This is a genomic window from Streptomyces sp. NBC_00539 (assembly GCF_036346105.1).
Taxonomy (GTDB): domain Bacteria; phylum Actinomycetota; class Actinomycetes; order Streptomycetales; family Streptomycetaceae; genus Streptomyces.
The window spans coordinates 1,305,251-1,331,444 of record NZ_CP107811.1 but is presented as its reverse complement, the minus strand read 5'-3'; the positions used below and the strand labels follow the sequence as shown (position 1 = coordinate 1,331,444).

Annotated in this window: 23 protein-coding genes; 20 read left to right on the top strand and 3 right to left on the bottom strand. The window is 72.5% G+C overall.

What is annotated here, in order from left to right:
* Positions 1–11: 11 nt before the first annotated feature.
* The 4 genes from OG861_RS05945 (at position 12) to OG861_RS05930 (ending at position 5,237) form a co-directional block, all read left to right on the top strand.
* On the top strand, positions 12–2,480 hold the full coding sequence (locus OG861_RS05945) for a Tex family protein (RefSeq protein WP_329202558.1): 2,469 nt from the start codon (positions 12–14) through the stop codon (positions 2,478–2,480).
* Positions 2,481–2,727: 247 nt separating this feature from the next.
* The gene (locus OG861_RS05940; protein WP_329199790.1) at positions 2,728–3,231 is read left to right on the top strand and encodes a hypothetical protein; all 504 of its coding nucleotides are present in this window, start codon (positions 2,728–2,730) and stop codon (positions 3,229–3,231) included.
* Positions 3,221–4,414 (top strand): MAB_1171c family putative transporter, encoded by a 1,194-nt coding sequence (locus OG861_RS05935; RefSeq protein WP_330261394.1) that lies wholly within the window; start codon positions 3,221–3,223, stop codon positions 4,412–4,414. Before OG861_RS05940 ends, OG861_RS05935 begins: the two co-directional genes overlap by 11 nt.
* 49 nt (positions 4,415–4,463) lie before the next feature.
* Complete coding sequence (locus OG861_RS05930) at positions 4,464–5,237, top strand: SDR family NAD(P)-dependent oxidoreductase (protein ID WP_329199794.1); 774 nt, start codon at positions 4,464–4,466, stop codon at positions 5,235–5,237.
* 69 nt (positions 5,238–5,306) lie between these two features.
* Here OG861_RS05930 and OG861_RS05925 read toward each other — a convergent pair whose 3' ends face one another.
* Entirely contained in the window at positions 5,307–6,944 is a 1,638-nt protein-coding gene (locus tag OG861_RS05925) for an ABC-F family ATP-binding cassette domain-containing protein (RefSeq protein WP_329199795.1), read from the bottom strand.
* A gap of 103 nt (positions 6,945–7,047) precedes the next feature.
* Between OG861_RS05925 and OG861_RS05920 the strand changes: the two genes are divergently transcribed.
* A complete protein-coding gene (locus OG861_RS05920; protein WP_330261393.1) occupies positions 7,048–8,004 on the top strand; it encodes a GlxA family transcriptional regulator in 957 nt (318 codons plus the stop codon).
* Between the two features lie 170 nt (positions 8,005–8,174).
* Entirely contained in the window at positions 8,175–8,813 is a 639-nt protein-coding gene (locus tag OG861_RS05915; RefSeq protein ID WP_329199799.1) for a DJ-1/PfpI family protein, read from the top strand.
* On the opposite strand, the gene OG861_RS05910 is transcribed toward OG861_RS05915, so the two are convergent.
* The gene (locus OG861_RS05910; protein ID WP_329199801.1) at positions 8,788–9,537 is read right to left on the bottom strand and encodes an enoyl-CoA hydratase/isomerase family protein; all 750 of its coding nucleotides are present in this window, start codon (positions 9,535–9,537) and stop codon (positions 8,788–8,790) included. The genes OG861_RS05915 and OG861_RS05910 overlap by 26 nt on opposite strands.
* Positions 9,538–9,914: 377 nt before the next feature.
* Between OG861_RS05910 and OG861_RS05905 the strand changes: the two genes are divergently transcribed.
* Positions 9,915–10,418 carry an ATP-binding protein gene (locus tag OG861_RS05905; protein ID WP_329202560.1) on the top strand — a complete coding sequence of 168 codons (504 nt, stop codon included), beginning with the start codon at positions 9,915–9,917 and terminating at the stop codon, positions 10,416–10,418.
* A gap of 10 nt (positions 10,419–10,428) precedes the next feature.
* Here the strand turns inward: OG861_RS05905 and idi are convergent, their stop codons facing one another.
* A complete protein-coding gene (gene idi / locus OG861_RS05900) occupies positions 10,429–11,028 on the bottom strand; it encodes an isopentenyl-diphosphate Delta-isomerase (RefSeq protein WP_329199803.1) in 600 nt (199 codons plus the stop codon).
* A gap of 428 nt (positions 11,029–11,456) precedes the next feature.
* On the opposite strand from idi, the gene OG861_RS05890 reads away from it, so the two are divergent.
* The 13 genes from OG861_RS05890 to OG861_RS05830 all read left to right on the top strand — a co-directional run bounded on the left by OG861_RS05890 (position 11,457) and on the right by OG861_RS05830 (position 26,193).
* Positions 11,457–13,238 (top strand): DUF5941 domain-containing protein, encoded by a 1,782-nt coding sequence (locus OG861_RS05890; RefSeq protein WP_443064477.1) that lies wholly within the window; start codon positions 11,457–11,459, stop codon positions 13,236–13,238.
* The gene (locus tag OG861_RS05885) at positions 13,235–13,987 is read left to right on the top strand and encodes a phosphocholine cytidylyltransferase family protein (protein WP_329199808.1); all 753 of its coding nucleotides are present in this window, start codon (positions 13,235–13,237) and stop codon (positions 13,985–13,987) included. Before OG861_RS05890 ends, OG861_RS05885 begins: the two co-directional genes overlap by 4 nt.
* Positions 13,975–15,036 carry an iron-containing alcohol dehydrogenase family protein gene (locus tag OG861_RS05880; protein WP_329199810.1) on the top strand — a complete coding sequence of 354 codons (1,062 nt, stop codon included), beginning with the start codon at positions 13,975–13,977 and terminating at the stop codon, positions 15,034–15,036. The genes OG861_RS05885 and OG861_RS05880 overlap by 13 nt, the downstream gene beginning before the upstream one ends.
* On the top strand, positions 15,014–15,793 hold the full coding sequence (locus tag OG861_RS05875) for a CDP-alcohol phosphatidyltransferase family protein (protein ID WP_329199812.1): 780 nt from the start codon (positions 15,014–15,016) through the stop codon (positions 15,791–15,793). The genes OG861_RS05880 and OG861_RS05875 overlap by 23 nt, the downstream gene beginning before the upstream one ends.
* 8 nt (positions 15,794–15,801) lie before the next feature.
* The gene (locus OG861_RS05870; protein ID WP_443056797.1) at positions 15,802–16,683 is read left to right on the top strand and encodes a glycosyltransferase family 2 protein; all 882 of its coding nucleotides are present in this window, start codon (positions 15,802–15,804) and stop codon (positions 16,681–16,683) included.
* Positions 16,684–16,781: 98 nt separating this feature from the next.
* A complete protein-coding gene (locus tag OG861_RS05865) occupies positions 16,782–17,711 on the top strand; it encodes an ABC transporter permease (protein WP_329199816.1) in 930 nt (309 codons plus the stop codon).
* Positions 17,704–18,486: an ABC transporter ATP-binding protein gene (locus OG861_RS05860; RefSeq protein ID WP_329199818.1), complete on the top strand. Its 783-nt coding sequence runs from the start codon at positions 17,704–17,706 to the stop codon at positions 18,484–18,486. Before OG861_RS05865 ends, OG861_RS05860 begins: the two co-directional genes overlap by 8 nt.
* A 340-nt stretch (positions 18,487–18,826) precedes the next feature.
* A complete protein-coding gene (hpnC, locus tag OG861_RS05855) occupies positions 18,827–19,774 on the top strand; it encodes a squalene synthase HpnC (protein WP_329199820.1) in 948 nt (315 codons plus the stop codon).
* A 53-nt stretch (positions 19,775–19,827) separates the two neighbouring features.
* Positions 19,828–20,748 (top strand): presqualene diphosphate synthase HpnD, encoded by a 921-nt coding sequence (gene hpnD / locus OG861_RS05850; RefSeq protein WP_329199822.1) that lies wholly within the window; start codon positions 19,828–19,830, stop codon positions 20,746–20,748.
* Positions 20,749–20,809: 61 nt separating this feature from the next.
* Positions 20,810–22,183 carry a hydroxysqualene dehydroxylase HpnE gene (hpnE, locus tag OG861_RS05845; protein ID WP_329199824.1) on the top strand — a complete coding sequence of 458 codons (1,374 nt, stop codon included), beginning with the start codon at positions 20,810–20,812 and terminating at the stop codon, positions 22,181–22,183.
* Between the two features lie 68 nt (positions 22,184–22,251).
* On the top strand, positions 22,252–23,346 hold the full coding sequence (locus OG861_RS05840; protein WP_443056684.1) for a polyprenyl synthetase family protein: 1,095 nt from the start codon (positions 22,252–22,254) through the stop codon (positions 23,344–23,346).
* A 130-nt stretch (positions 23,347–23,476) separates the two neighbouring features.
* Complete coding sequence (gene shc, locus OG861_RS05835; protein WP_329199828.1) at positions 23,477–25,546, top strand: squalene--hopene cyclase; 2,070 nt, start codon at positions 23,477–23,479, stop codon at positions 25,544–25,546.
* Positions 25,546–26,193, top strand: coding sequence for a phosphorylase family protein (locus OG861_RS05830; RefSeq protein ID WP_329199829.1), 648 nt, complete (start codon positions 25,546–25,548; stop codon positions 26,191–26,193). Before shc ends, OG861_RS05830 begins: the two co-directional genes overlap by 1 nt.
* Position 26,194 lies beyond the last annotated feature (1 nt).

Sequence of the window (26,194 nt, the reverse complement as noted above, 5' to 3'; positions counted from 1 at the left end):
AGGACCGCACCGTGACGATGTCCATCGAAGGCAGGATCGCCGAGGAGCTCGGCGTACGGGAGCGGCAGGTGAAGGCCGCCGTCGAGCTGCTCGACGGCGGCTCCACCGTGCCGTTCATCGCTCGCTACCGCAAGGAAGCGACCGAGATGCTCGACGACGCCCAGCTGCGCTCCCTGGAGGAGCGGCTGCGCTACCTGCGCGAGCTGGAGGACCGGCGGGCGGCGATCCTCGACTCCGTGCGCGAACAGGGCAAGCTCGACGCGGAGCTGGAGGCCCGGATCCTGGCCGCCGACACCAAGGCCCGGCTGGAGGACATCTACCTGCCGTTCAAGCCCAAGCGGCGCACCAAGGCGCAGATCGCCCGGGAGGCGGGCCTCGAAGCGCTCGCCGAGGGCCTGCTCGCCGACCCCTCGACGGACCCGTCCACCGCCGCGGCCGCGTTCGTGGACCCCGACAAGGGCGTCACCGACGCGGCGGCCGCCCTGGAGGGTGCCCGCGCCATCCTCACCGAGAAGTTCGCCGAGGACGCCGACCTGATCGGCGAGTTGCGCGAGCGGATGTGGACCCGCGGCCGGCTCGTCTCCAAGGTGCGCGAGGGCAAGGAGGAGGCGGGCGCCAAGTTCGCCGACTACTTCGACTTCGCCGAGCCCTTCACCGCGCTGCCCTCGCACCGCGTCCTCGCCATGCTCCGCGGCGAGAAGGAGGACGTGCTCGTCCTCGACCTGGAGCCGGAAGAGCCGGGCGAGACGCCCGGCCCGTCCACCTACGAGGGCATGATCGCCCGCCGCTTCGGGGTTGCGGCCCCCTCGGAGCACAGCCGGCCCGGCGACAAGTGGCTCGCCGACACCGTCCGCTGGGCCTGGCGCACGAAGATCCAGGTGCACCTCGGGATCGACCTGCGGACCCGGCTGCGCGCCGCCGCCGAGGACGAGGCCGTCCGCGTCTTCGCGGCCAACCTCCGCGACCTGCTCCTCGCCGCCCCGGCCGGCACCCGCGCCACCCTCGGCCTGGACCCGGGCTTCCGCACCGGAGTCAAGGTCGCCGTGGTCGACGCCACGGGCAAGGTCGTGGCCACCGATGTGATCTACCCGCACGTGCCCGCCAACAAGTGGGACGAGTCCCTGGCCAAGCTGGCCCGGCTGGCGGCGGAACACGCGGTCGAACTCGTCGCGATCGGCAACGGCACCGCCTCCCGCGAGACGGACAAGCTCGCCGGTGACCTCATCTCCCGCCATCCGGAGCTCGGACTGACCAAGGTGATGGTCTCGGAGGCGGGCGCCTCCGTGTACTCGGCCTCCGCCTTCGCGTCGCAGGAACTGCCGGGCATGGACGTCTCGTTGCGCGGCGCCGTCTCCATCGCCCGCCGCCTCCAGGACCCGCTCGCCGAACTGGTGAAGATCGACCCCAAGTCCATCGGGGTCGGCCAGTACCAGCACGACCTGTCCGAGGTGAAGCTCTCCCGCTCGCTGGACGCGGTCGTCGAGGACTGCGTGAACGGCGTCGGCGTCGACGTCAACACCGCTTCCGCACCGCTGCTTTCGCGGGTGTCGGGCATCAGCGGCGGGCTCGCCGAGAACATCGTGGCCCACCGCGACGCCAACGGCCCCTTCCGCAGCCGCAAGGGGCTCAAGGACGTCGCCCGGCTCGGCCCCAAGGCGTACGAGCAGTGCGCCGGCTTCCTGCGCATCCGCGGCGGTGACGACCCGCTGGACGCCTCCAGCGTGCACCCCGAGGCCTACCCGGTGGTGCGGGGCATGGCGAAGACCGTCGGCAGCGAGGTGGCGGCCCTGATCGGCAACGGCGGCGTGCTGCGCTCGCTGCGGCCGGAACAGTTCGTCACGGAGGCCTTCGGCCTGCCGACGGTCACCGACATCCTGCGCGAGCTGGAGAAGCCGGGCCGCGACCCGCGCCCCGCCTTCAAGACGGCCACCTTCAAGGAGGGCGTGGAGAAGATCGGCGACCTCGCCCCCGGCATGATCCTCGAAGGCGTGGTCACCAATGTGGCGGCCTTCGGCGCCTTCATCGACATCGGCGTCCACCAGGACGGCCTCGCGCACGTCTCGGCCCTGTCGAAGACCTTCGTCAAGGACCCGCGGGACGTGGTCAAGCCCGGCGACATCGTGCGCGTGAAGGTCCTGGAGGTGGACATCCCGCGCAAGCGGATCTCCCTGACCCTGCGGATCGACGACGAGGCGACGGGCGAGCGCGCGCCGGGCGCCCCGAGGCAGCGCGAGGAGCGGCGCGGCGGCGGCCGCCCGCCGCAGCAGCGTGGCCAGGGCGGCCAGGGTGGCGCGCGCGGCCAGGGCGGGCAAGGCGGTCAGCGTGGTCAGGGCGCCCAGGGCGGGCAGGGCCGGGCCGGGGCGCAGAACCGCAGCGGCGGCCAGGGCGGCGGCAACGCGCCGGCCCCCGCCAACAGCGCGATGGCCGACGCCCTGCGCCGGGCCGGCCTCACCGGCAAGGAGGAGCGCCGCAAGCGGTAGCGGCCCCCGCGCGCGAACACGTACGGGTTGGCCGAATAGGTTCCCCACCTGGGCTCACCGTCTTGCCAACTCCCGTACATGATCTGTAGGCATGGGTGGAACGCCCGTTCGTCCTGACGCGGACGGGCTTCCGCATTCCCCTCAGGGACCGCACTCCCGGGGCCGCCTCAAGGCACAGGATGTAACGCCCATGCCCACGCACGCCGCCTATCGACGCTGCCCGAGAAAGGGTCCGAAGAGGGAACACATGCCCTATCGGAATCTCAACCTGCGGAAACGGTGCGAGACGATTCTCGGCCATCTGGACCTGAGCCGCCCGTTCTCGCTCGAGAACCTCTGCACGGACATCGCCGAACAGCGCGGACGCCCCATCCGGCTGCACCCGCTGCCCAAGGAAGCCGCCGAATCCGGAGTCTGCGGGCTGTGGGTCGGCACGGCCGGCGTGGACTACGTCTTCTACGAGGCCCAGACCACTCCGCTGCACCGCGAGCACATCGTGCTCCACGAGATCGGCCACATCCTGTTCGGCCACCACTCGCTGGAGGGCGAGGAGACCGACGGCGAGGCCCCCGTGGTCCTCGGGCGCACCAACTACACCACCCGCCAGGAGCAGGAGGCGGAGATGCTCGCGAGCATGATCCGCACGCGGACCGCCGGCAACGGCCCCCCGTCGCGGACCGCGCCCCGCGGCGCCCTCGCCCGCCTGGAGTCCGCCATGGGGTACGGACGGGGCGTGCGCGATGGCAGCTGACCTGACGGCCTTCGGCGACTGGCTCGCCGTTCCCAGCGTGGTGGTCCTGGGGATCGCCGTCCTGCTGCGCGCACCGGGCGCCCTGCGCTCCCCGCAACAGCGCGGTCTGTGGCTCGCCGTCGCGACCGCCGCGGCCGCGATGACCCTGAACCTGCCCGACGTCGTCGCCTACGCCACGAGCCGGGACGCCGACTACGCGCACGCGATCGGATTGGTCCGCAACCTCATCGGCGTCCTGTCGGCCGGCGCCGTGGTCTACTTCGTGGCCGCCGCCACCCGGGGCCGCAGCCTCCAACTGGCCTCCTGGACCGGCACGGTGATCTGGCTGGGCACGCTGATCGCGCTCGACTTCCTCGCGCCCGGACACGGGACGCACACCATCCCGCCCGTCGGGGACCCGGTCCCCTCGCTCGCCTACTGGCTGGTGCTGATCTCGGCGCACCTCGTCGCCAACACCACCTGCGTGTACGTGTGCGCCCGCTACAGCCGCCGCACCGAAAGCCGCGGACTGGCCTTCGGGCTGCGGCTGTTCGGCCTCGGCACGGCCCTCGCCTGGGTGTTCTGGTTCGTGTACCTGCTCAAGGCTTTGTTCGGCAGCACCTGGGCCATGCCCGCCCTGCCCCTGATGATGAACCTGCACGGACTGCTTCGGGCCGCCGCCATCGTCGTCCCGACCCTCTTCACGCTGCGCCGCACGACGGCCGACATCGCCACCGCGTGGCGGCTGTGGCCGCTGTGGCGGGACCTGGTGCAGGCCGTACCGCACGTCGTCCTGTCGAAGCCGCGGGCGGGACGGGTCGCCGAGCTGATCTGGCCGCCACTGCCGCGCAACCTGCTGGTCTACCGCAAGGTCATCGAGACGCGTGACGCGATCTTGATCCTGGGGGAGTACGTGGCCCCGGGCCTCGCGGAGCTCGCGCGCAGCCACGTCGCCGGCAGCGGGGTGCCCGAGCAGCGGAGGTCCGCGGCCGCGCTGGCCTGCCTGCTCAAGGAGGCCCGGCAGGCGAAGCTGGCCGGGCTGCCCGGACAGCAGTCGGGGGAGGCCTCGGCCCTGGAGCTGCCCGCCGCCGTCCAGACCTCCGCGGAAGGCGGCGACCTGGACGAGGAGGCCCGCTTCCTGGTGCACGTCGCGCAGGCGTACGCGTCGCCCGCGACCACGTCCTTCACGCCGCAGCCGGCGTGAAGCCGCGCCGGCGGAACCCGGGACCCCACACCGTAGGAGTGACACGCACGTGACCACCGCCCTGATCACCGGCGCCAGTTCCGGCCTCGGCGCGGCCTTCGCGCGGGGCCTCGCCGCCAAGGGCTGCGACCTCGTCCTCGTCGCCCGGGACGAGGACCGGCTCACCGCCGTCGCCGAGGAGCTCCGCCGCACGTACGGGACGTCCTGCGAGGTGCTGCCCGCGGACCTGCTCGACCCCGCCGCATGCGAGAAGGTGGCCGAGCGGCTCGCCGACCGGGCCCGGCCCGTCGACGTGCTGGTCAACAACGCGGGCTTCGGCCTGCCCGCCCCCTTCCCGTACAGCCCCGTCGAAGACGAGGAGCGGATGCTCGACCTGCTGGTCAAGGTCCCGCTGCGGCTGACCCACGCGGCGCTGCCCGGTCTGCGCGAGCGCCGCCGCGGCGCGGTGATCAACGTCTCGTCGGTCGCGGGAGCCCTGCCGACCGGGACCTACGGGGCCGCCAAGGCCTGGATCACCGCGTTCAGCGAATCCCTGCGGATCGACATGGAGCCGTACGGGGTGCGCGTGCTTGCGGTGGTACCGGGCTTCACCCGCACCGAGTTCCAGGAGCGCGCCGGGATGGACGTCAGCGCCCTGCGCGACGCGGTGTGGCTGGAGCCCGGAGCGGTGGTGGCCAAGGCCCTCAGGGACCTGGCGAGGCGCCGCCCCGTCAGCATCACCAGCCGCCGCTACCAGGCGTACGTCCTCGCGGCCCGACACCTCCCGCGGGACTTCGTGGCGCGCCGGATGGCCCGCACCCGGCGGGCCCCGGACGGCCTCTAGGGGACGGCTGGGCCGTCTCTACCGGATCTTGCCGGACGGCGCGGGTCAGGCAAGATCCGGAAGGGACGGCTAGAGCTCGACGACCTTGCCGGCCGAGACCTCCAGGCGGCGGGTCACGTGCACCGCGTCGAGCATCCGGCGGTCGTGGGTGACCAGCAGCAAGGTGCCCTCGTACGCCTCCAGCGCCGACTCCAACTGCTCGATCGCCGGCAGGTCGAGGTGGTTGGTGGGCTCGTCCAGGACCAGCAGGTTGACCCCGCGGCCCTGGAGCAGCGCCAGGGCCGCGCGGGTGCGCTCACCGGGCGAGAGGGTGGCCGCCGGGCGCAGCACGTGGACCGCCTTGAGGCCGAACTTGGCCAGCAGCGTGCGGACTTCGGCGGGTTCGGTGTCCGGCACGGCGGCGCAGAACGCCTCCAGCAGCGGCTCGTCGCCGAGGAACAGCCCCCGCGCCTGGTCCACTTCACCGACCAGCACCCCTGAACCGAGGGTGGCCGCGCCGGAATCGGGGGCGAGACGGCCGAGCAGCACGGCCAGCAGGGTGGACTTGCCGGCCCCGTTGGCTCCCGTGATCGCGACCCGGTCCGCCCAGTCGATCTGCAGGCTGGCCGGGCCGAAGTGGAAGTCGCCCCGGCTGACGGCCGCTTCGCGAAGCGTGGCGACCACCGAACCCGATCGGGGGGCCGCCGCGATCTCCATGCGCAGCTCCCACTCCTTGCGGGGCTCGTCCACCACGTCCAGACGCTCGATCGCGCGCTGCGTCTGGCGGGCCTTGGCGGCCTGCTTCTCGCTCGCCTCGCTGCGGAACTTCTTGCCGATCTTGTCGTTGTCGGTGGCCTTGCGGCGGGCGTTCTTGACGCCCTTGTCCATCCAGCCGCGCTGCATCGCGGCCCGGCCTTCGAGTGCCGAGCGCTTGTCCGCGTACTCGTCGTACTCCTCGCGGGCGTGCGTACGGGCCCGCTCGCGCTCCTCCAGGTAGGCCTCGTAGCCACCGCCGTAGAGGTTGATCTGCTGCTGCGCCAGATCCAGTTCGAGGACCTTGGTGACGGTGCGCGCGAGGAACTCGCGGTCGTGGCTGATGACGACCGTGCCCGCGCGCAGCCCCTTCACGAACTGCTCCAGCCGCTCCAGACCGTCGAGGTCGAGGTCGTTGGTCGGCTCGTCGAGCAGGAACACGTCGTAGCGGGAGAGCAGGAGGGAGGCGAGACCGGCGCGGGCCGCCTGGCCGCCGGACAGGGCCGTCATCGGCAGGTCGAGGCCCACGGACAGACCGAGGTCGTCGGCGACCTCCTGGGCCCGCTCGTCGAGGTCCGCGCCGCCGAGGTTCAGCCAGCGGTCGAGGGCCTCCCCGTAGGCGTCGTCGGCGCCGGGGGTGCCGTCGACCAGGCCCTGGGTGGCCGCGTCGAGCTCCGCCTGCGCGGCCGCGACACCGGTGCGGCGGGCGAGGAACTCGCGGACCGACTCCCCGGGGCGGCGCTCGGGCTCCTGCGGCAGGTGCCCCACGGCGGCGCCGGGCGGGGAGAGCCGGAGCTCACCGGTCTCGGGGGCGTCCAGCCCGGCGAGTAGCCGCAGCAGGGTGGACTTCCCGGCGCCGTTGACGCCGACGAGGCCGATGACGTCGCCGGGCGCGACGACGAGGTCGAGGCCGGCGAAGAGCGTGCGCTCACCGTGCGCGGCGGTGAGGTTCTTGGCGACGAGGGTTGCAGTCATGGTCCGTCGATCCTATCCGCGCGGGCGCCACGGCCCGAGCGGTGGCCGGATAGGTGGGAAGTGCGGCATTGCGGCCATTCCCTCGGGGTCACAGGATGGAGGCATGTCGTCGCGAAACGTGCTCGTACTGCTCTACGACGGGGTGCAGAGCCTGGACGTGACCGGCCCGGTGGAGGTGTTCAGCGGGGTCGGCCGGTTCCCGGAACACGCCGGGTACCGGATCAGGACGGTGTCCCCCGGGGCCGCTCCCGTACGCACCTCCAGCGGGCTGACCCTGGTCCCGGACGGAGACCTGGAGAGCGCGCGGCCCGGGGCGGGGACCACCCTGCTGGTACCCGGGGGCCGGTACACGGGCGACTTCGACCCGGGGCTCACCGACTGGCTCCGCGCGCACGGGGGTGGCGCGGAGCGGGTGGTGTCCGTGTGCACGGGAGGACTGCTGCTGGCGGAAGCGGGGCTGCTGGACGGCCACCGGGCCACGACGCACTGGAACGCCTGCGCGCGGATGGCCCGGGACTACCCCGCCGTCACGGTCGAACCCGATCCCGTCTACGTCCGCGACGGCCGGGTGGCCACATCGGCCGGGGTGACGGCCGGCATCGACCTCGCGCTGGCGCTGGTGGAGGAGGACGTCGGGCGGGACGTGGCGCTGCTGATCGCCCGGCACCTGGTGGTGTTCCTGCGCAGGCCCGGGAACCAGGCGCAGTTCAGCGCACAGCTGGCGGCGCAGACGGCGCGGCGGGAACCGCTGCGGGACGTGCAGCAGTGGATCAACGAACACCCGGGCGAGGACCTCGGGGTGGAGGCGCTCGCGGCGCGGGCCGCGCTGTCGCCGCGCCACTTCGCGCGGGCCTTCCAGGCGGAGACGGGGGTGACCCCGGGGCGGTACGTGGAGCGGGTACGGGTGGAGCACGCGCGGCGGCTGCTGGAGGATGGCGGCGGGGGCGTGGCCCAGATCGCCCGCGCATCCGGCTACCGCACCCCGGAGGCCCTCCGCCGCGCCTTCCTGCGCACCCTCGGCCAGCCGCCGTCCGAATACCGCCGCCGCTTCGGCCCGTGACGTCCGCGACCATCGCCGCCGGCCCGGGGCCGCCCCGAACCGCATCCCCCCGGCCGGGTCCGCCCCGAACCGCATCTCCCGGCCCGCCGTGAGCGTCGACGGCCGGCCACCGGCCGGGCCGCCACCGGCGGCCGCCGGGCCCCGCACACCACTACCGCTCCGGAGGAGCCATGCAGATCGCCGTACTGCTCTACGACCGCTTCACCGCGCTCGACGCCGTCGGGCCCTTCGACACCCTGGGGCGTCTGCCCGGCGCCGACGTCGTCTTCGTCGCCGAGCGGCCGGGGCCCGTGCGGGGGGACTCCGGGCAGCTGGCGCTCGTCGCCGACAAGGGGCTCGACGAGATCACCCGGCCCGACATCGTCATCGTGCCGGGCGGCCCGCACCCCGAGCTGGAGATGCAGAACCCCGCCGTCCTCGACTGGCTGCGGACCGTCGACGCCACCACGACCTGGACCACCTCGGTCTGCACCGGCTCCCTCCTGCTGGCCGCCGCCGGCCTGCTCGACGGGCGCCGGGCCACGGGCCACTGGATGTTCCTCGACCGGCTTTCCGAGTTCGGCGCCGAGCCCACCGGCGAGCGCGTGGTCTTCGACGGCAAGTACGTGACCGCCGCCGGGGTGTCGGCCGGCATCGACATGGGCCTCACCCTCCTCGGCCGCGTCGCGGGCGACGACGTCGCCCGAGCGGTGCAACTGATGACCGAGTACGACCCCCAGCCGCCCTACGACGCCGGGTCCCCCGAGAAGGCGCCGGCCGAACTCGTCGCGCGGCTGCGCGCGGTCAATCCGCTGGGGGGGTCCAGGTAAAGACGGGCGCCCGGCGCTCCAGGAACGCGGCGACACCCTCCGCGGTATCGCCGCTACCCGCGGCCTGGGCGGCCCAGTACGCGTCCCGGTCCGTCCGGCCGTCCGCGAACTCCTTCGCCGCGGCCTGGGTCAGCTGCGAGCGGGCCGTCAGCGTCCGGGCGAACTCACCGACCCGCTTGTCGAGTTCCCCGGCGGGCAGCAGCTCGTTCAGGAACCCGGCGCGCAGGGCGTGCTCCGCCTCGATCAGCTCCGCCGAGTAGAGCAGGTACTTGGCGGTCGACGGGCCGACCAGCGCGGCCAGCCGCCGCGTCGACGGAGCCGGGTAGACGATGCCCAGCTTCGCCGGGGTCACCCCGAACTGCGCCCCTGCTTCCGCGAAGCGCAGGTCGCACGCGGCCGCCAGCTGGCTCCCGCCGCCCACGCAGAAACCCCGGATGGCGGCGATCGTCGGCTTGGGGAACGCGGCGAGGGCCTCTTCCGCCGTCACGGACAGCGCCTGGGGGTCGTCGTCGCCCCTCAGCGAGGTGATGTCGGCTCCCGCGCAGAAGGTCGGCCCGGCCCCCGTCAGCACGACCACCCGTACGGACGCGTCGTCCGCCAGCGCGGACAGCAGCCCGGGCAGCGCCCGCCACATGCCGGCCGTCATGGCGTTCCGCTTCGCCGGGTGCGAGATGACGACGGTGGCGACGCCGTCGGCCACCGTGTGAAGGAGGGCAGCGTCCATGTGCCGGATGCTATCCGGGTCGCCCGAACCTGTGATCCGCGGTGTCCGTCGGGGGGCGCTGAAAGGTGGCCGGCTTCATGGGCGCAGACCGGGGCGACCGGCGGGACGTGACCGGCCGGTCCGGCCGGAGCACCTGGCGCCGCGGCCGAAGGAAGGCCAGGTCGCCGCCCGGCCGGGCGAGGTGGACGGGGTGCGCGGGACAGCCGAGCAGGGCGTGCCCAGGGGTCAGGAACGGTCGTACAACTGACGCTGTCATACGCCAACGGTCAGAAAGTGCACGATTGACGCTGACTTCTGGTCAGCGATGCGGTCCGGACCTGCCTGTTGTCCACCCTTGAGCCGTGGAGACGATCGAGCGCGAAGACGGGGGCGTGAAGATGGACGACAGCGGGAGTGTCCCGCCGGCCAGGGGTGGTGAGCCGGTTGCCCCGGCGGACCCTCTCGCGTACGAGGGAGTGTGGAGGTTCACCGCTCCGGCGGTTGAAGAATCCGTTCCGCAGGCCCGCCGCGCGGTCCGGGACCTCCTCGGCCGGCAGGGGGTGCCCGCCCACCAGGACCTGGTCTACTCCCTGCTGCTGATCGTCTCCGAACTGGTGACGAATTCGGTCCGGCACGCCGCCCTGCTCTCCCCGGAGGTCGCCGTCGAGGTGGCGGTGGGCCGTGAATGGGTGCGGGTGGCCGTCGAGGACAACCACCCGTACCGCCCCAAGGCGCTGGAGGCCGACTTCGGCCAGACCGGGGGCCGGGGCCTGCTGCTCGTCCGGGAGATCACCCTCGAGGCCGGCGGGGTGTGTGACGTGGAGCACACCTCCACCGGCGGCAAGGTGATCTGGGCGGCCCTGCCGCTCACCGCTCCCGTCGCCGCACCCGTCCGTCCGTAGGGCGCGACGGCTACCAGCCCGCAGCCTCACCGGTCAGCTCGCGGATCGCGGGCCGGGCCGCGTCCAGCACTGTCATGAACCAGGCGGAGAACGGTGCCTCCGCGTGCCGCTTCGCCAGCTCGCCGGCGGTGACGAAAGCGGTGTCCCCGACCTCTTCCGGGTCCGGCCGCACCGCGGCCTGGGCCAATCCCACGAACAGGTGGTTGTACTCCTGCTCCACCAGCCCCGACGCCGGGTCCGGGTGGTTGTACCGCACCGTTCCCGCCTCCGCGAGCAGCGACGGCGACAGCCCCAGCTCCTCGTGGGTCCGCCGGGCGGCGGCCGCGAACGGAGACTCGCCGGGGTACGGGTGGCCGCAACAGGTGTTCGACCACACGCCGGGGGAGTGGTACTTCCCGAGGGCGCGCTGCTGGAGCAGCAGGCGGCCCCGCTCGTCGAAGAGGAACACGGAGAACGCCCGGTGCAGCTGACCGGGCGCCTGATGGGCGGAGAGCTTCTCCGCCGTGCCGATGGTGTTGCCGGACTCGTCGACCAGTTCGAGCATGATCGGGTCCCGGGTCCCGGTGCCGGCGGACGCGCTGTTCCCGGCGGTGGCTGGTGTGATCGGCATACCCATCCTTCGCTTCGGACTTCGGCTTTCAAGTCTGCCGTACAAAAGCGGCTTGTCCCCACTTCGCCGATCCGCGCATGTCTGCCCCCCGACGCGTGGTAGGCGGCGCGGGGCAACGGCCGGCCGCCGGGCACCCGGAAGACCCCCGGCCCGCCGGAGGCAGTGCTACGGACCGCCACCGCGGACCGGGACACGGACCGCCACCACGGACCGCCACCGCGGACCGGCCGGCGGAACACACGGGCGGTTTGTAGTCCCTCGGCGTGATCGTCGATGATGGCGGGGCCGGGGCCGCCGCCCGGGACATTCGGCTTGTGCGGGCGTAAACGGCTGGTGAACCCCGGCTTCCGTTCATCCGATAGCCTCTGCCGTCGTGCCGCCGCCCAGCGCGGCGGCCGTCCAGTGTTCGCTGCAAGGAGTGGGTTCGTCTGCCGACCGTCATCCTCACCGGCCTGCCGGTACCCGGATCACCGCTCGCCGACGAGCTGCGGTCGCTCGGCTTCGAGGTCCGCCCGGCCGGCGGACCCGCAGACACCGCGACCGCCCTGGCCGGCGTACCGGCCGACCAGCGGGTCGCCGTCGTCGACAGCGGCTTCGTCGGCCACCCGCACGCCCTGCGCCTCGCCCTCACCGACCCGCGCTTCGACGCCTGCGCCGTGACCGGCGCCTTCGCCGTCCAGCCGGGTGCCCGCGCCGCCCTCGACGCGGCCGCGGCCCTCGCACCCGAAGGCCCGGGCCCCTACGCGGACCGCCTCGCGGCCGCCGTCGAGGCCGCCGGGACCCCCGTCCAGCGCCCCGACCTCGGAACCCTCGTCGCCGCCGTCCCCGCCACCACGGCCGAACGCGACGCGGCCGCGGCCGCCGTCGCCGCCGTGGACGACGAAGCCGTACGCCTGCGCACCGCCGTCAAGTCCCGCGACGGGTTCTTCACCACCTTCTTCATCAGCCCGTACTCGCGCTACATCGCCCGCTGGTGCGCGCGCCGCGGCCTGACCCCGAACCAGGTCACCACCGCCTCCCTGATCACCGCCCTCATAGCGGCGGCCTGTGCCGCCACCGGCGAGCGCGGCGGCTACATCGCCGCCGGGGTGCTGCTCCTGGTCTCCTTCGTCCTGGACTGCACCGACGGGCAGCTCGCCCGCTACTCGCTCCAGTACTCGACGATGGGCGCCTGGCTCGACGCGACCTTCGACCGCGCGAAGGAGTACTCCTTCTACGCGGGCCTCGCGCTCGGCGCCGCCCGGCACGACGACGACGTCTGGGCCCTCGCGCTCGGCGCGATGATCCTCATGACCTGCCGGCACGTCGTGGACTTCGCCTTCAACGAGGCCAACCACGACGCCGCGGCGAACACGAGCCCGACGGCCGCGCTCTCGGACCGCCTCGACAGCGTCGGCTGGACGGTGTGGGTCCGGCGGATGATCATCCTCCCCATCGGTGAGCGCTGGGCGATGATCGCCGTACTGACCGCGGTGACCAGCCCCCGCATCGTCTTCTACGCCCTCCTCATCGGCTGCGGCTTCGGCGCCCTCTACACCACCGCCGGTCGCGTCCTGCGCTCGCTGACCCGCAAGGCCGAGAGGACCGACCGCGCCGCCCGGGCGCTGGCCGACCTGGCCGACTCGGGCCCGCTCGCCGAACTCGTGGCCCGGTCCGTCGGCCGGACGGCACCCGGCGCCGGCCTCGCCGCCGCCGTGGTCGGCACGGCCGCCCTGCTGTGGGCGGCCTGGTCCCAGCCGTTCGGCGCCTGGCAGATCGTCGCCGCCGCCGTCTTCTACGCGCTGTGTTCGGCAGTGGCCGTCGCGCGTCCCCTCAAGGGCGCCCTCGACTGGCTCGTCCCGCCCGTCTTCCGGGCCGCCGAGTACACGACCGTACTGATCCTCGCCGCCAAGGCGGACGTCCCCGGAGCCCTCCCGGCGGCATTCGGACTGGTCGCGGCGGTCGCCTACCATCACTACGACACGGTGTACCGCATCCGCGGTGGCACCGGCGCGCCCCCGCACTGGCTGGTGCGGACGACCGGCGGTCACGAAGGCCGGGTGCTCGTCACCGCCGTCCTGGCCGCCGCACTGGCGACGCGCGCCGCGGACTTCCCCGTCGCGCTCACGGCCCTGGCCGTGGCCGTGGCACTCGTGGTGCTCGTGGAGAGCATCCGCTTCTGGGTCTCCTCCGGGGCACCCGCCGTACATGACGAAGGAGAACCAGCATGATCGGCCTTGTACTCGCTGCCGGTGCCGGACGCCGCCTGCGTCCCTACACCGACACCCTGCCCAAGGCCCTCGTGCCCGTCGGCCCCGAAGGCGACGAGGAGAGCCTCACCGTCCTCGACCTCACCCTGGGCAACTTCGCCGAGGTCGGGCTGACCGAGGTGGCCATCGTCGTCGGCTACCGCAAGGAAGCCGTGTACGAGCGCCGTGAGGCGCTCGAGGCCAAGTACGGCGTCAAGATCACGCTGATCGACAACGACAAGGCCGAGGAGTGGAACAACGCCTACTCCCTGTGGTGCGCGCGTGACGTCCTCAAGCAGGGCGTGATCCTCGCCAACGGCGACACCGTCCACCCGGTCTCCGTCGAGCGGACCCTGCTGGACGCCCGCGGCAACGGCCAGAAGATCATCCTCGCCCTCGACACGGTCAAGAACCTGGCCGACGAGGAGATGAAGGTCATCACGGCCGACGGCGAAGGCGTCCGGAAGATCACCAAACTGATGGACCCGGCCGCTGCCACGGGCGAGTACATCGGTGTCACCCTGATCGAGCCCGAGGCCGCCGAGGCCCTGGCCGAGGCACTCAAGACCACCTTCGAGCGCGACCCCGACCTCTACTACGAGGACGGCTACCAGCAGCTCGTCAACGACGGTTTCACCATCGACGTGGCCCCGATCGGCGACGTCAAGTGGGTCGAGATCGACAACCACGACGACCTCGCCAAGGGCCGGACCATCGCATGCCAGTACTGACGCGGCTGATCCCCTCGCCTGTTGTCGTCGACATCAGCCGCGGGGCGATGGACGATCTGGCCGGCCTCCTGGCCGACCAGCGCATCTCCGCGTCCGGCAAGCTCGCCATCGCGATCAGCGGCGGCTCCGGCACGGCGCTGCGCGCCCGGCTGGAACCCGTCCTGCCGCACGCGGACTGGTACGCCGTCGGGGACGGCACCATCGATTCCGCGGTCAAGCTGGCCGACGACATGAAGGGCCGCCGCTACGACGCCGTGGTCGGCCTGGGCGGCGGCAAGATCATTGACGTGGCGAAGTACGCCGCCGCGCGGGTCGGGCTGCCCATGGTGTCCGTCGCCACCAACCTCTCCCACGACGGCATCTGCTCCCCGGTGTCCATCCTGGACAACGACAACGGCCGCGGCTCCTACGGAGTGCCCACCCCGATCGCGATGGTCATCGACCTCGACGTGATCAAGGAAGCGCCCGTGCGGTTCATCCGCGCCGGCATCGGCGACGCGCTCTCCAACATCTCGTCCATCGCCGACTGGGAGCTCTCGCACAAGATCACTGGGGAGCCCGTGGACGGCCTGGCGGCCGCCATGGCGCGCACCGCCGGCGAGGCCGTCCTGCGCCACCCCGGGGACTGCACCGACGACGAGTTCCTCACCGTTCTCTCCGAGGCCCTGGTCCTGACCGGCATCGCCATGTCGATCAGCGGCGACAGCCGCCCGGCGTCCGGCGCCTGCCACGAGATCAGCCACGCCTTCGACCTGCTCTACCCGGGCCGCTCCGCGCTCCACGGCGAGCAGGTCGGTATGGGCGCCGCCTTCGCGATGCACCTGCGGGGGGCCGAGGAGCAGTCCGGGCTCTTCGTCGAGGTACTGCGCCGCCACGGCCTGCCGACCGCCCCCGAGGAGATCGGGTTCAGCGCGGACGAGTTCGTCGCCGCCGTCGAGTACGCCCCCCAGACCCGTCCGGGACGTTTCACGATCCTGGAGCACCTCAACCTGTCCGCAGCCGAGATCAGGGACGCTTACGCCGACTATGCCAAGACCATCCGTAGCTGAACTCCGGCCCGTCGTACACCCTGCGGGCGTCAAGGACCGGCGCAGTGGCGAGCACTGGGGCGGCCGCCTGTACATGCGAGAGATCTCCCTGCGCATCACCCGCGTCCTGGTGGGCACCAAGGTCACGCCGAACCAGCTGACCTACGTGATGACCCTCGCCGGTGTCCTCGCCGCCCCGGCCCTGCTGGTGCCGGGCGTCTGGGGCGCCGTCCTCGGCGTGGTCGCCGTCCAGCTGTACCTGCTCCTCGACTGCGTCGACGGCGAGGTGGCCCGCTGGAAGGAGCAGTTCTCGCTCTCCGGGGTCTACCTGGACCGGGTCGGCGCCTACCTCTGCGACGCGGCGGTCCTGGTCGGCTTCGGTCTGCGCGCCAGCGACCTGTGGGGCAGCGGCCGGATCGACTGGCTGTGGGCCTTCCTCGGCACCCTCGCGGCGCTCGGCGCGATCCTGATCAAGGCCGAGACCGACCTGGTCGGCGTCGCCCGCCACCAGACCGGCAAGGCGCCCGTCGCGGAAGCCGCCGCCGAACCGCGCTCCTCCGGCATGGCGCTCGCCCGCCGGGCCGCCTCCGCGCTCAAGTTCCACCGGCTCGTCCTCGGCATCGAGGCCTCGCTGCTGATCCTGCTGCTGGCCGTGCTGGACCAGGTCCGCGGCGACCTGTACTTCTCCCGGCTCGGCGTCGCGGTACTGGCCGGCATCGCGCTGCTCCAGACGGTGCTGCACCTGGTGTCGATCCTGGCCTCCAGCAGGCTCAAGTGACGACGCCGATGCGGCTGGGAGCCGTGATCATCACCATGGGCAACCGCCCCGACGAGCTGAAGGCGCTCCTCGACTCGGTGGCCCGCCAGGAAGGCGACCCCGTCGAGGTCGTCGTCGTGGGCCAGGGCGTCGAGGTCACCGGCCTGCCGGAAGGCGTGCGCACCGTGGCGCTGCCCGAGAACCTCGGCATCCCCGGCGGCCGCAACGTCGGCATCGAGGCCTTCCGCTCCGCCGGCCGCGACGGCTTCGACGTGGACGCGCTGCTCTTCCTGGACGACGACGGGCTGCTGGAGCGGACCGACACCGCCGAGCTGTGCCGGCAGGCCTTCGCCGAGGACCCCCGGCTCGGGATCGTCAGCTTCCGGATCGCCGACCCGGACACGGGCGAGACGCAGCGCCGTCACGTACCGCGGCTGCGGGCCTCCGACCCGCTGCGCTCGTCCCGCGTGACGACCTTCCTGGGCGGCGCCAACGCCGTCCGCACCGAGGTCTTCAAGCAGGTCGGCGTCCTGCCGGGGGAGTTCTTCTACGCCCACGAGGAGACCGACCTGGCCTGGCGGGCGCTCGACGCCGGGTGGCTGATCGACTACCGCGCGGACATGGTGCTGCTGCACCCGACGACGGCCCCCTCCCGGCACGCCGTCTACCACCGTATGGTGGCCCGTAACCGCGTGTGGCTCGCCCGCCGCAACCTGCCCGCCCCCCTGGTGCCGGTCTACCTGGGCGTCTGGATGGCCCTGACCCTCGTCCGCAGGCCTTCCGCACCGGCGCTCAAAGCCTGGTTCGGCGGGTTCAAGGAGGGCTGGACCGTACCCTGCGGTCCTCGTCGCCCCATGAAGTGGCGTACGGTCTGGCGGTTGACCCGGCTGGGCCGACCACCTGTCATCTGACAAGCTCGGGTCTGGGAGCATGGGCCCGATCACCGGGCCCGCGCCCCAGGGTCCGATGCCCCCTTCTGCCGCATCTTGAAGACGGAAAGTTTCAACTTGTGAGTGACACAACCCACGACGGCGCCCTCGCCACGAGCAAGCCGCCGTCCGAAGACGCGGGGCTCACCCCCGCCGAGCTCGCCAGGAAGTACGGCCTGTCCGTCAGCGGCGCCCGGCCCAGCCTGGGCGGGTACGTGCGCGAGCTCTGGGGGCGGCGCCACTTCATCATGGCTTTCTCCCGGGCGAAGCTCGTCGCGCAGTACAGCGAGGCGAAGCTCGGCCAGATCTGGCAGGTGGCGACCCCCCTGCTGAACGCCCTGGTCTACTACCTGATCTTCGGCCTGATCCTGAACGCGGGACGCGGCATGCCGAAGGGGGCCTACATCCCCTTCCTGGTGATCGGCATCTTCGTCTTCTCCTTCACCCAGAGCTCGCTGATGGCGGGCGTCAGGGCGATCCCGGGCAACCTCGGCCTGGTCCGCGCGCTGCACTTCCCGCGCGCCTCGCTGCCGATCTCCTTCTCGCTCCAGCAGCTCGGACAGCTGCTGTACTCGATGATCGTGGTGCTCGTCATCGTCATCGCCTTCGGGAACTACCCGCGGCCGTCCTGGCTGCTGGTCATCCCGACGCTGGCGCTGCAGTTCGTCTTCAACACCGGCCTGGCGCTGATCTTCGGGCGGATGGGATCCAAGACCCCCGACCTCGCTCAGCTCATGCCGTTCATCACCCGCACGTGGATGTACGCCTCGGGCGTCATGTTCTCGATCGGCGAGATGCTCAAGGGCCGGCCGCACTGGATCGCGGACGTGCTCCAGTGGAACCCCGCGGCGATCTACATGGACCTGATCCGTTTCGCGCTCATCGACAGCTACGGACCGCACCACCTGCCGCCGCACGTCTGGGCCTTCGCGGTGGGCTGGGCCGTCGTCATCGGCGCCGGCGGTTTCGTGTACTTCTGGAAGGCTGAGGAGCGTTACGGCCGTGGCTGAGAACAACAGGGGTCGCGTCCCCACCGTCATCGCCGACGACGTCCACATCGTCTACCGCGTCAACACCGGCAGCGCCGGCAAGGGCAGTGCCACCGCGGCGCTCAGCAAGATCATGCGCCGCGGCAAGGGCGACTCCCCGGGCGTGCGCAAGGTGCACGCCGTGCGCGGCGTCTCCTTCACCGCCTACCGGGGCGAGGCCATCGGCCTCATCGGCTCCAACGGTTCGGGCAAGTCGACGCTGCTGCGCGCCATCGCGGGTCTGCTGCCCTGCGAGTCCGGCCGCGTCTACACCGACGGCCAGCCCTCGCTGCTGGGCGTCAACGCGGCGCTGATGAACGACCTGACCGGCGAGCGCAACGTCGTCCTCGGCGGACTGGCGATGGGCATGACGCGCGAGCAGATCCAGGAGCGCTACGACGACATCGTCGACTTCTCGGGCATCAACGAGAAGGGCGACTTCATCTCCCTGCCGATGCGCACCTACTCCTCCGGTATGGCCGCGCGCCTGCGTTTCTCCATCGCCGCCGCCAAGGACCACGACGTCCTGATGATCGACGAGGCGTTGGCGACCGGTGACCGGAAGTTCCAGGTCCGTTCCGAGGCCCGGATCCGCGAGCTGCGCGAGAAGGCCGGCACCGTCTTCCTGGTGAGCCACAACAACAAGTCCATCCGCGATACCTGTGACCGGGTGCTGTGGCTGGAGAAGGGCGAACTCCTGATGGACGGGCCCACCGAGGAAGTCGTCTCGGCCTACGAGAAGGCCACCAGCCACTGACGGCGCACTCCGCGTGACGACCGCTGGCCCCTGCCGCTCCGTGCGGTGGGGGCCTCGGTGTGAGCCGCATATTCCGGGTGCCCGACATTCCCTTCCGGACGAATACCCGATAGGCCTGCGCGGCGTTGTACAGCGTAAGCTGGACCAGTTCTCCAATCGTGCCGAGAGGGGACGATTCCCCGCAGTCGAAAAAGCCGGGGCACCCCGGGTAAAGTCCGGCGGCGTGTCCGAAATAGGATGACTTGGGTCGGCAGTGTAGAACGGGAGATGTGACGGCAATGGCTATGGGAATTCTCCGGCCCCCGGGCACGGTGGCCGTCCCCGCCCCGGGCGGCGGGCGGTGACCCCGGGGCACGGCACCCGACCCCGGCGGCACCCGGCCCCCACAGCCTCCGACGCCCACGCGCGCGCCACCCTCGGCAAGGCGCGGACGGAGAACTTCCCCGTCGCCCCCTCCTTCCTCCCGCGCGCCTGGCGGGCGGGCCTCATGGCGGTCTACGGGTACGCCCGGCTGGTCGACGACATCGGTGACGGCGACCTCGCCCCCGGCGGGCACGACGCCGTACTCCTGGGCCTCGACGCGGCCGCCGCCGACGACCGGCTCGCCATGCTGGACGCCTTCGAGGCAGACCTGCAACGCGTTTTCGGCGCCGCGGGCGGCTCCCCGCGCCATCCGCTCCTCCAGGCCCTGCAGCCCGTCGTCCGCGCCCACGGCCTCACCCCCGAACCCTTCCTCGGGCTCATCGAGGCCAACCGCCAGGACCAGCTGGTCTCGCGCTACGACACGTACGAGGACCTCGTCGCCTACTGCGAGCTGTCCGCCAACCCCGTCGGCCGGCTCGTCCTCTCCCTCACCGGGACCAGCACCCCCCAGCGGATCCGTCACTCCGACGCGATCTGCACCGCCCTGCAGATCGCCGAGCACCTCCAGGACGTCACCGAAGACCTCGGCCGCGACCGGATCTACCTCCCCGGCCAGGACATGCGCCGCTTCCACGTCACCGAGACGGACCTGCAAGCGCCCACCGCCGGAGCGTCCGTACGCTCCCTGATCGCATTCGAATCCGAACGCGCCCGAGCGCTGCTCGACGAGGGCACCCCGCTCGTGGGCAGCGTGAACGGCAGGCTCCGGCTGCTGCTCGCGGGTTTCGTGGGAGGGGGGCGCGCCGCCCTGAACGCGATCGCGGCCGCCGGCTTCGACGTAGCCCCCGGCCCGCCCAAGCCCACCAGGAGCGGCCTGCTCCGCGAGGTGGCCGCCGTCCTGCGCTCAGCGCCGAGAAAGGGGTGAGCCCGAACGTGCAGGGCCCCACACACGCGTCCACACCGTCCGAGCCGACCGCGTTGTCCGCACCGATTTCCGCGGCCTACAGCTACTGCGAGGCCGTCACCGGAACCCAGGCGCGCAACTTCGCGTACGGCATCCGCCTGCTGCCCACGGACAAGCGGCAGGCGATGTCCGCGCTGTACGCCTTCTCCCGCCGCGTCGACGACATCGGTGACGGCACGCTGCCCGCGGACGCCAAGCTCGTCCGGCTCGAAGAGACCCGTGCCCTGCTCGGCCGTATCCGCGCCGAGGAGATCGAGGAGGACGACACCGACCCGGTCGCCGTCGCCCTCGCCCACGCCGCGCGCCGCTTCCCGATCCCCCTCGGCGGACTCGACGAACTCATCGACGGAGTCCTGATGGACGTCCGCGGCGAGACCTACGAGACCTGGGACGACCTCAAGGTCTACTGCCGCTGCGTGGCCGGCGCCATCGGACGGCTCTCCCTCGGCGTCTTCGGCACCGCACCCGGCGCCGCCGACGCGGACCGCGCCCCCGAGTACGCCGACACCCTGGGCCTCGCGCTCCAACTGACCAACATCCTGCGCGACGTGCGCGAGGACGCCGGCAACGGACGCACCTACCTGCCCTCCGAGGACCTCGCCAAGTTCGGCTGCTCCGACGGCTTCCGCACCGACCGGGCCCCCGCCGGCGCCGACTTCGCCGGGCTCGTCCACCACGAAGTCCGGCGCGCCCGCGCCCTGTTCGCCGAGGGATACCGGCTGCTGCCCATGCTCGACCGGCGCAGCGGGGCCTGCGTGGCCGCCATGGCCGGCATCTACCGGCGCCTCCTGGACCGCATCGAACGCGAACCCGAGGCCGTCCTGCGCGGACGCGTCTCACTGCCGACCCGCGAGAAGGCGTACGTCGCCGTCCGGGGCCTGTCCGGCCTCGACGCGCGGACCATCTCCCGCCAGAGCACCAGGAGGCGGAGCTGATGGCTGCCGGAGCAACCCCGTCCGACACTCCGGCGTCCTCCCGGACGACGAAGGAGGACGCATGAGCGCGAACCACGCGGTGGTCGTCGGCGGCGGCCTCGCCGGTGTCACCGCCGCCCTCGAACTGGCTGGCGCCGGGCTGCGGGTGACCCTCCTGGAGAGCCGGCCCCGGCTCGGCGGCCTCGCCTTCTCCTTCAAGCGCGGCGACCTCACCGTCGACAACGGCCAGCACGTCTACCTCCGCTGCTGCACCGCCTACCGCTGGTTCCTCGACCGCATCGGCGGCGCCGCCCTCGCACCGCTGCAGGAGCGGCTCGACGTCCCCGTGCTCGACGTCGCCCGCCCCGGCGGCCCGCGCCTGGGCCGGCTGCGCCGCAGCGCCCTGCCCGTCCCCCTGCACCTGGCGTCCTCCCTGGCCCGCTATCCGCACCTGTCCCTCGCCGAGCGGGCGGGCGTCGGGCGCGCCGCCCTCGCCCTGCGCCGCCTCGACCCCACCGACCCGGCGCTCGACGGAGTCGACTTCGCGACCTGGCTCGGCCGCTACGGCCAGTCCCCGCGCGCCATCGAGGCACTGTGGGACCTCGTCGGCATCGCCACCCTCAACGCCACCGCCGACCAGTCCTCGCTGGGACTCGCGGCGATGGTCTTCAAGACCGGCCTGCTGTCCGAGAACGGCGCCGCCGACATCGGCTGGGCCACCGTCCCGCTCGGTGACCTGCACGACACGCTCGCCCGCAAGGAACTCGACGCCGCCGGCGTACGCACCGAACTGCGCGCCCGCGTCACCGGCATCTCCCGTTCGCAGGACGGGAACTGGCGCGTGGACACCGAGACCGAGGCGCTGGACGCCGCCACCGTCGTCCTCGCCGTCCCGCAGCGCGAGGCCCACGGACTGCTCCCGGCAGGGGCGCTGGCCGACCCCGACAAGCTCCTCGACATCGGCACCGCCCCCATCCTCAACGTCCACGTCGTCTACGACCGCAAGGTGCTCCGGCGCCCCTTCTTCGCCGCGCTGGGCTCCCCGGTCCAGTGGGTCTTCGACCGCACCGACGCCTCCGGACTCACCGACGGCGGCCAGTACCTGGCCCTGTCCCAGTCCGCCGCCCAGGAAGACATCGACGAACCGGTCTCCGTCCTGCGGACCAAGTACCTGCCCGAACTGGAGCGGCTGCTTCCGGCCGCACGCGGGGCGAAGGTACGGGACTTCTTCGTCACCCGCGAACGCACCGCCACCTTCGCCCCCACCCCGGGCGTCGGCCGGCTCCGCCCCGGATTCCGGACCGACACGCCGGGGCTGTATCTCGCCGGTGCGTGGACCGCCACCGGTTGGCCCGCGACCATGGAGAGCGCCGTCCGCAGCGGAGTGGGCGCGGCACACGCCGCACTCGCCGCGCTCGGCCGCCACCGCGAAAACCCCCTGCAAGAGGCGGCATGACCACCACCAGCACCAGCGGCACACCCGCAGCACGCACAGCAGTACGTACAGGAACCAGAGGAGAGCCAGTGAACCCGGGGAATCCGGCTGTCGAGAACACCGGCGGCAGCGTGGGCACGGCCGGTGGGGAGGCAGCGGACACGCTGGCGCTCCTGGAACGCGGCCGCACGCTGTCCACCCCCGTGCTCCGCGCCGCCGTCGACCGGCTCGCGGCACCCATGGACACCGTCGCCGCCTACCACTTCGGCTGGATCGACGCCCAGGGCAACCCCGCGGACGGCGACCAGGGCAAGGCCGTGCGCCCCGCCCTCGCACTGCTCTCCGCCGAAGCGGCGGGCGTCGCCGCAGAGGTCGGCATCCCCGGCGCCGTGGCCGTCGAACTCGTCCACAACTTCTCGCTGCTGCACGACGACCTGATGGACGGCGACGAACAGCGCCGCCACCGCGACACGGTGTGGAAAGTGCACGGCCCCGCTCAGGCCATCCTCGTCGGCGACGCGCTGTTCGCCCTCGCCAACGAGGTCCTGCTGGAGCTGGGCACCGTCGAGGCGGGCCGGGCGGCGCGCCGGCTGACCACCGCCACCCGCAAACTCATCGACGGCCAGGCGCAGGACATCTCCTACGAGCACCGCGAGCGGGTCAGCGTCGAGGAGTGCCTGGAGATGGAGGGCAACAAGACCGGCGCCCTGCTCGCCTGCGCGGTCTCCATCGGCGCCGTCCTCGGCGGCGCGGACGACCGTACCGCCGACAAGCTGGAGGAGTACGGGTACCACCTCGGCCTGGCCTTCCAGGCCGTCGACGACCTGCTCGGCATCTGGGGCGACCCCGAAGCCACCGGCAAGCAGACCTGGAGCGACCTGCGCCAGCGCAAGAAGTCCCTGCCGGTCGTCGCCGCGCTCGCGGCGGGCGGACCCGCCTGCGAGGAACTGGCCCGGCTGCTGGCCGCCGACGCCAAGAGCAACGACTTCGAGAACTTCTCGGAAGAGGAGTTCGCCGCCCGCGCCGCCCTCATCGAGGAGGCGGGCGGACGCCGGTGGACCGCCGACGAGGCCCGCCGCCAGCACGCCGTGGCGATCCGCGCCCTCGACGACGTCGATATGCCGCAGCGGGTGCGCGACCAGCTCGTCGCCCTCGCCGACTTCGTCGTCGTGCGCAAGAGGTGATTATCGCCCGGGCGCGGATATGAATCATGAGTCGCCGGCCGGCGCCGCCCACCTGTTCGGCACTGCCTAGGCGTGCACCGGCCGACGGCAGACCCCAGCACAGCAGAGGACACTGCACGAAGGGGAAGCCATGACTGCGACGACCGACGGCGGCGGAACCCCGGGCGCGGGGCCCGAGCCCGGCCCGGCCGCCACACCGGGCGTGCTGCCCGGGGTCCAGGACGCCACCGAGCGCGCCGTCCGCCACCTGCTCGACCGGCAGGATCCGGCGGGCTGGTGGAAGGGCGACCTGGAGACCAACGTCACCATGGACGCCGAGGACCTGCTGCTGCGGCAGTTCCTCGGCATCCGGGACGAGGCCACCACACGCGCCGCCGCCTTATTCGTGCGGGGTGAGCAACGCGAGGACGGCACCTGGGCCACCTTCCACGGCGGACCTCCCGAACTCTCCGCCACCATCGAGGCGTACGTGGCGCTGCGGCTCGCCGGGGACCCGCCCGACGCCCCCCACATGGCGCGCGCCTCGGCCTGGGTCCGGGCCCACGGGGGGATCGCCGCCGCCCGGGTCTTCACCCGGATCTGGCTGGCCCTGTTCGGCTGGTGGAAGTGGGAGCACCTGCCCGAACTCCCGCCGGAACTGGTCTTCCTGCCGCCCTGGGTGCCCCTCAACATCTACGACTTCGGCTGCTGGGCCCGCCAGACCATCGTCCCGCTCACCGTGGTCTCCGCCCTGCGCCCGGTCCGCCCCGCACCGTTCGCACTGGACGAGCTGCACACCGACGCGCGCAACCCCAACCCCGCCGGACCGGTCGCCCCGCTCACCAGTTGGGAGGGCGCCTTCCAGCGCATGGACAAGGCCCTGCAGGTCTACCGGCGCTTCGCCCCGCGCCGGCTGCGCAAGGCCGCCATGGACACCGCCGCCCGCTGGATCATCGAGCGCCAGGAGAACGACGGTTGCTGGGGCGGGATCCAGCCGCCCGCCGTCTACTCCGTCATCGCCCTGCACCTGCTGGGCTACGACCTCGGACACCCCGTGATGCGGGCCGGCCTGGAGTCCCTGGACCGGTTCGCCGTCTGGCGCGAGGACGGCAGTCCCGGGCCCGACGGCGAGGGAGGTCCCACCCGGATGATCGAGGCCTGTCAGTCACCGGTCTGGGACACCTGCCTGGCCGCCATCGCCCTGGCCGACGCGGGCCTGCCTCCCGATCACCCCGCCCTGCTCAAGGCGGCCGACTGGATGCTCGGCGAGGAGATCACGCGCAGCGGCGACTGGGCCGTCCGAAGGCCCGGACTCGCCCCCGGCGGCTGGGCGTTCGAGTTCCACAACGACAACTACCCCGACATCGACGACACCGCCGAGGTGGTCCTCGCCCTGCGCCGGATCGCGCACCCCGATTCGGCGAAGGTCGAGGCCGCCATCGCCCGCGGGGTGTCCTGGAACCTCGGCATGCAGTCGAAGAACGGTGCCTGGGGTGCCTTCGACGCCGACAACACCAGTCCCTTCCCCAACCGGCTGCCCTTCTGCGACTTCGGCGAGGTCATCGACCCTCCCTCGGCCGACGTCACGGCCCACGTCGTCGAGATGCTGGCAGTCGAAGGCATGACGGGTGACGCCCGGACCCGGCGGGGCATCGCCTGGCTGCTGGCCGAACAGGAGCCCAGCGGAGCCTGGTTCGGCCGCTGGGGCACCAACTACGTGTACGGCACCGGCTCGGTGGTCCCGGCCCTCACCGCCGCGGGGTTCCCCACCGGGCACCCCGCGATCCGGCGGGCGGTGGCTTGGCTGGAGTCCGTACAGAACGAGGACGGGGGGTGGGGGGAGGACCAGCGGTCGTACAAGGACCCCGCCTGGGCCGGGAAGGGCGCCTCCACCCCCTCCCAGACCGCGTGGGCGCTCATGGCCCTGCTCTCGGCCGGGGAACGCGGGGGCAAGGCCGTGGAGCGCGGCATCGCGCACCTCGTACACACCCAACGCGAGGACGGCTCCTGGGACGAGCCGTACTTCACCGGCACCGGCTTCCCCTGGGACTTCTCCATCAACTACCACCTGTACCGGCAGGTGTTCCCGCTCACCGCGCTCGGCCGCTACCTGTACGGGGAACCGTTCGGCCCCGAGGGCCGGTTCACGGCGGGTCCCGCCCACGTGACCACGGCCGGTCCCGTCCGCGAGGCCACGGCGGCCCTGGCCGAGGAGGCCTGATGGGCGACCGGGCCGACCCCTCCTGCGTACCGCTGCTCGTCGCCTGCGCCCTGCGCATCGAACGGCTGGCCCTGCGCAGCGGCGGCGACCGCGGCTCCCCGCAGGAGTACACCGTCCTGCGCACCGGCATGGGACCGCGCGCCGCCGAGCGGGCCGTCACCCGGGCCCTCGCCCCGCCCGGCATGGGCGGGGCCGCCGTACTCGCCACCGGCTTCTGCGCCGGCCTCGCCCCCGGCATGAACCCCGGCGACCTCGTCGTCGCCGAGGAGGCCCGGGACCCCCGGGGCACCGTCGTCTGCGACGGCGTCCCCCTGCTCGCCGGGGCACTGGCCCGGGCCGTTCCCGGCCGGACCGTGCACACCGGCGTACTGACCGGATCGGACCACGTCGTACGGGGCCAGGAGCGCGCCCAGCTGCGCGCCACCGGCGCCATCGCCGTCGACATGGAATCCGCCGCCACCTTGTGGACCGCCACCAGGGGCGCGAGCCGTCCGGTTGCGGCCGTCCGGGTGATCGTGGACGCTCCGGAGCATGAGCTCGTCCGAATCGGCACGGTTCGCGGAGGAATATCGGCCTTCCGCGTATTGCGTGCCGTACTGCCCGCGTTTTATGACTGGCACCGTTCTTTGCTGCTCCCCAGGAGGTGAG

Coding starts and splice junctions, on each gene's coding strand:
- OG861_RS05940 (WP_329199790.1), top strand. CDS start 2,728: ATGCCCTATCGGAATCTCAACCTGCGGAAACGGTGCGAGACGATTCTC.
- OG861_RS05935 (WP_330261394.1), top strand. CDS start 3,221: ATGGCAGCTGACCTGACGGCCTTCGGCGACTGGCTCGCCGTTCCCAGC.
- OG861_RS05925 (WP_329199795.1), bottom strand. CDS start 6,944: ATGACTGCAACCCTCGTCGCCAAGAACCTCACCGCCGCGCACGGTGAG.
- OG861_RS05920 (WP_330261393.1), top strand. CDS start 7,048: ATGTCGTCGCGAAACGTGCTCGTACTGCTCTACGACGGGGTGCAGAGC.
- OG861_RS05915 (WP_329199799.1), top strand. CDS start 8,175: ATGCAGATCGCCGTACTGCTCTACGACCGCTTCACCGCGCTCGACGCC.
- OG861_RS05910 (WP_329199801.1), bottom strand. CDS start 9,537: ATGGACGCTGCCCTCCTTCACACGGTGGCCGACGGCGTCGCCACCGTC.
- OG861_RS05905 (WP_329202560.1), top strand. CDS start 9,915: ATGGACGACAGCGGGAGTGTCCCGCCGGCCAGGGGTGGTGAGCCGGTT.
- idi (WP_329199803.1), bottom strand. CDS start 11,028: ATGCCGATCACACCAGCCACCGCCGGGAACAGCGCGTCCGCCGGCACC.
- OG861_RS05885 (WP_329199808.1), top strand. CDS start 13,235: ATGATCGGCCTTGTACTCGCTGCCGGTGCCGGACGCCGCCTGCGTCCC.
- OG861_RS05880 (WP_329199810.1), top strand. CDS start 13,975: ATGCCAGTACTGACGCGGCTGATCCCCTCGCCTGTTGTCGTCGACATC.
- OG861_RS05875 (WP_329199812.1), top strand. CDS start 15,014: ATGCCAAGACCATCCGTAGCTGAACTCCGGCCCGTCGTACACCCTGCG.
- OG861_RS05870 (WP_443056797.1), top strand. CDS start 15,802: ATGCGGCTGGGAGCCGTGATCATCACCATGGGCAACCGCCCCGACGAG.
- hpnE (WP_329199824.1), top strand. CDS start 20,810: ATGAGCGCGAACCACGCGGTGGTCGTCGGCGGCGGCCTCGCCGGTGTC.
- shc (WP_329199828.1), top strand. CDS start 23,477: ATGACTGCGACGACCGACGGCGGCGGAACCCCGGGCGCGGGGCCCGAG.
- OG861_RS05830 (WP_329199829.1), top strand. CDS start 25,546: ATGGGCGACCGGGCCGACCCCTCCTGCGTACCGCTGCTCGTCGCCTGC.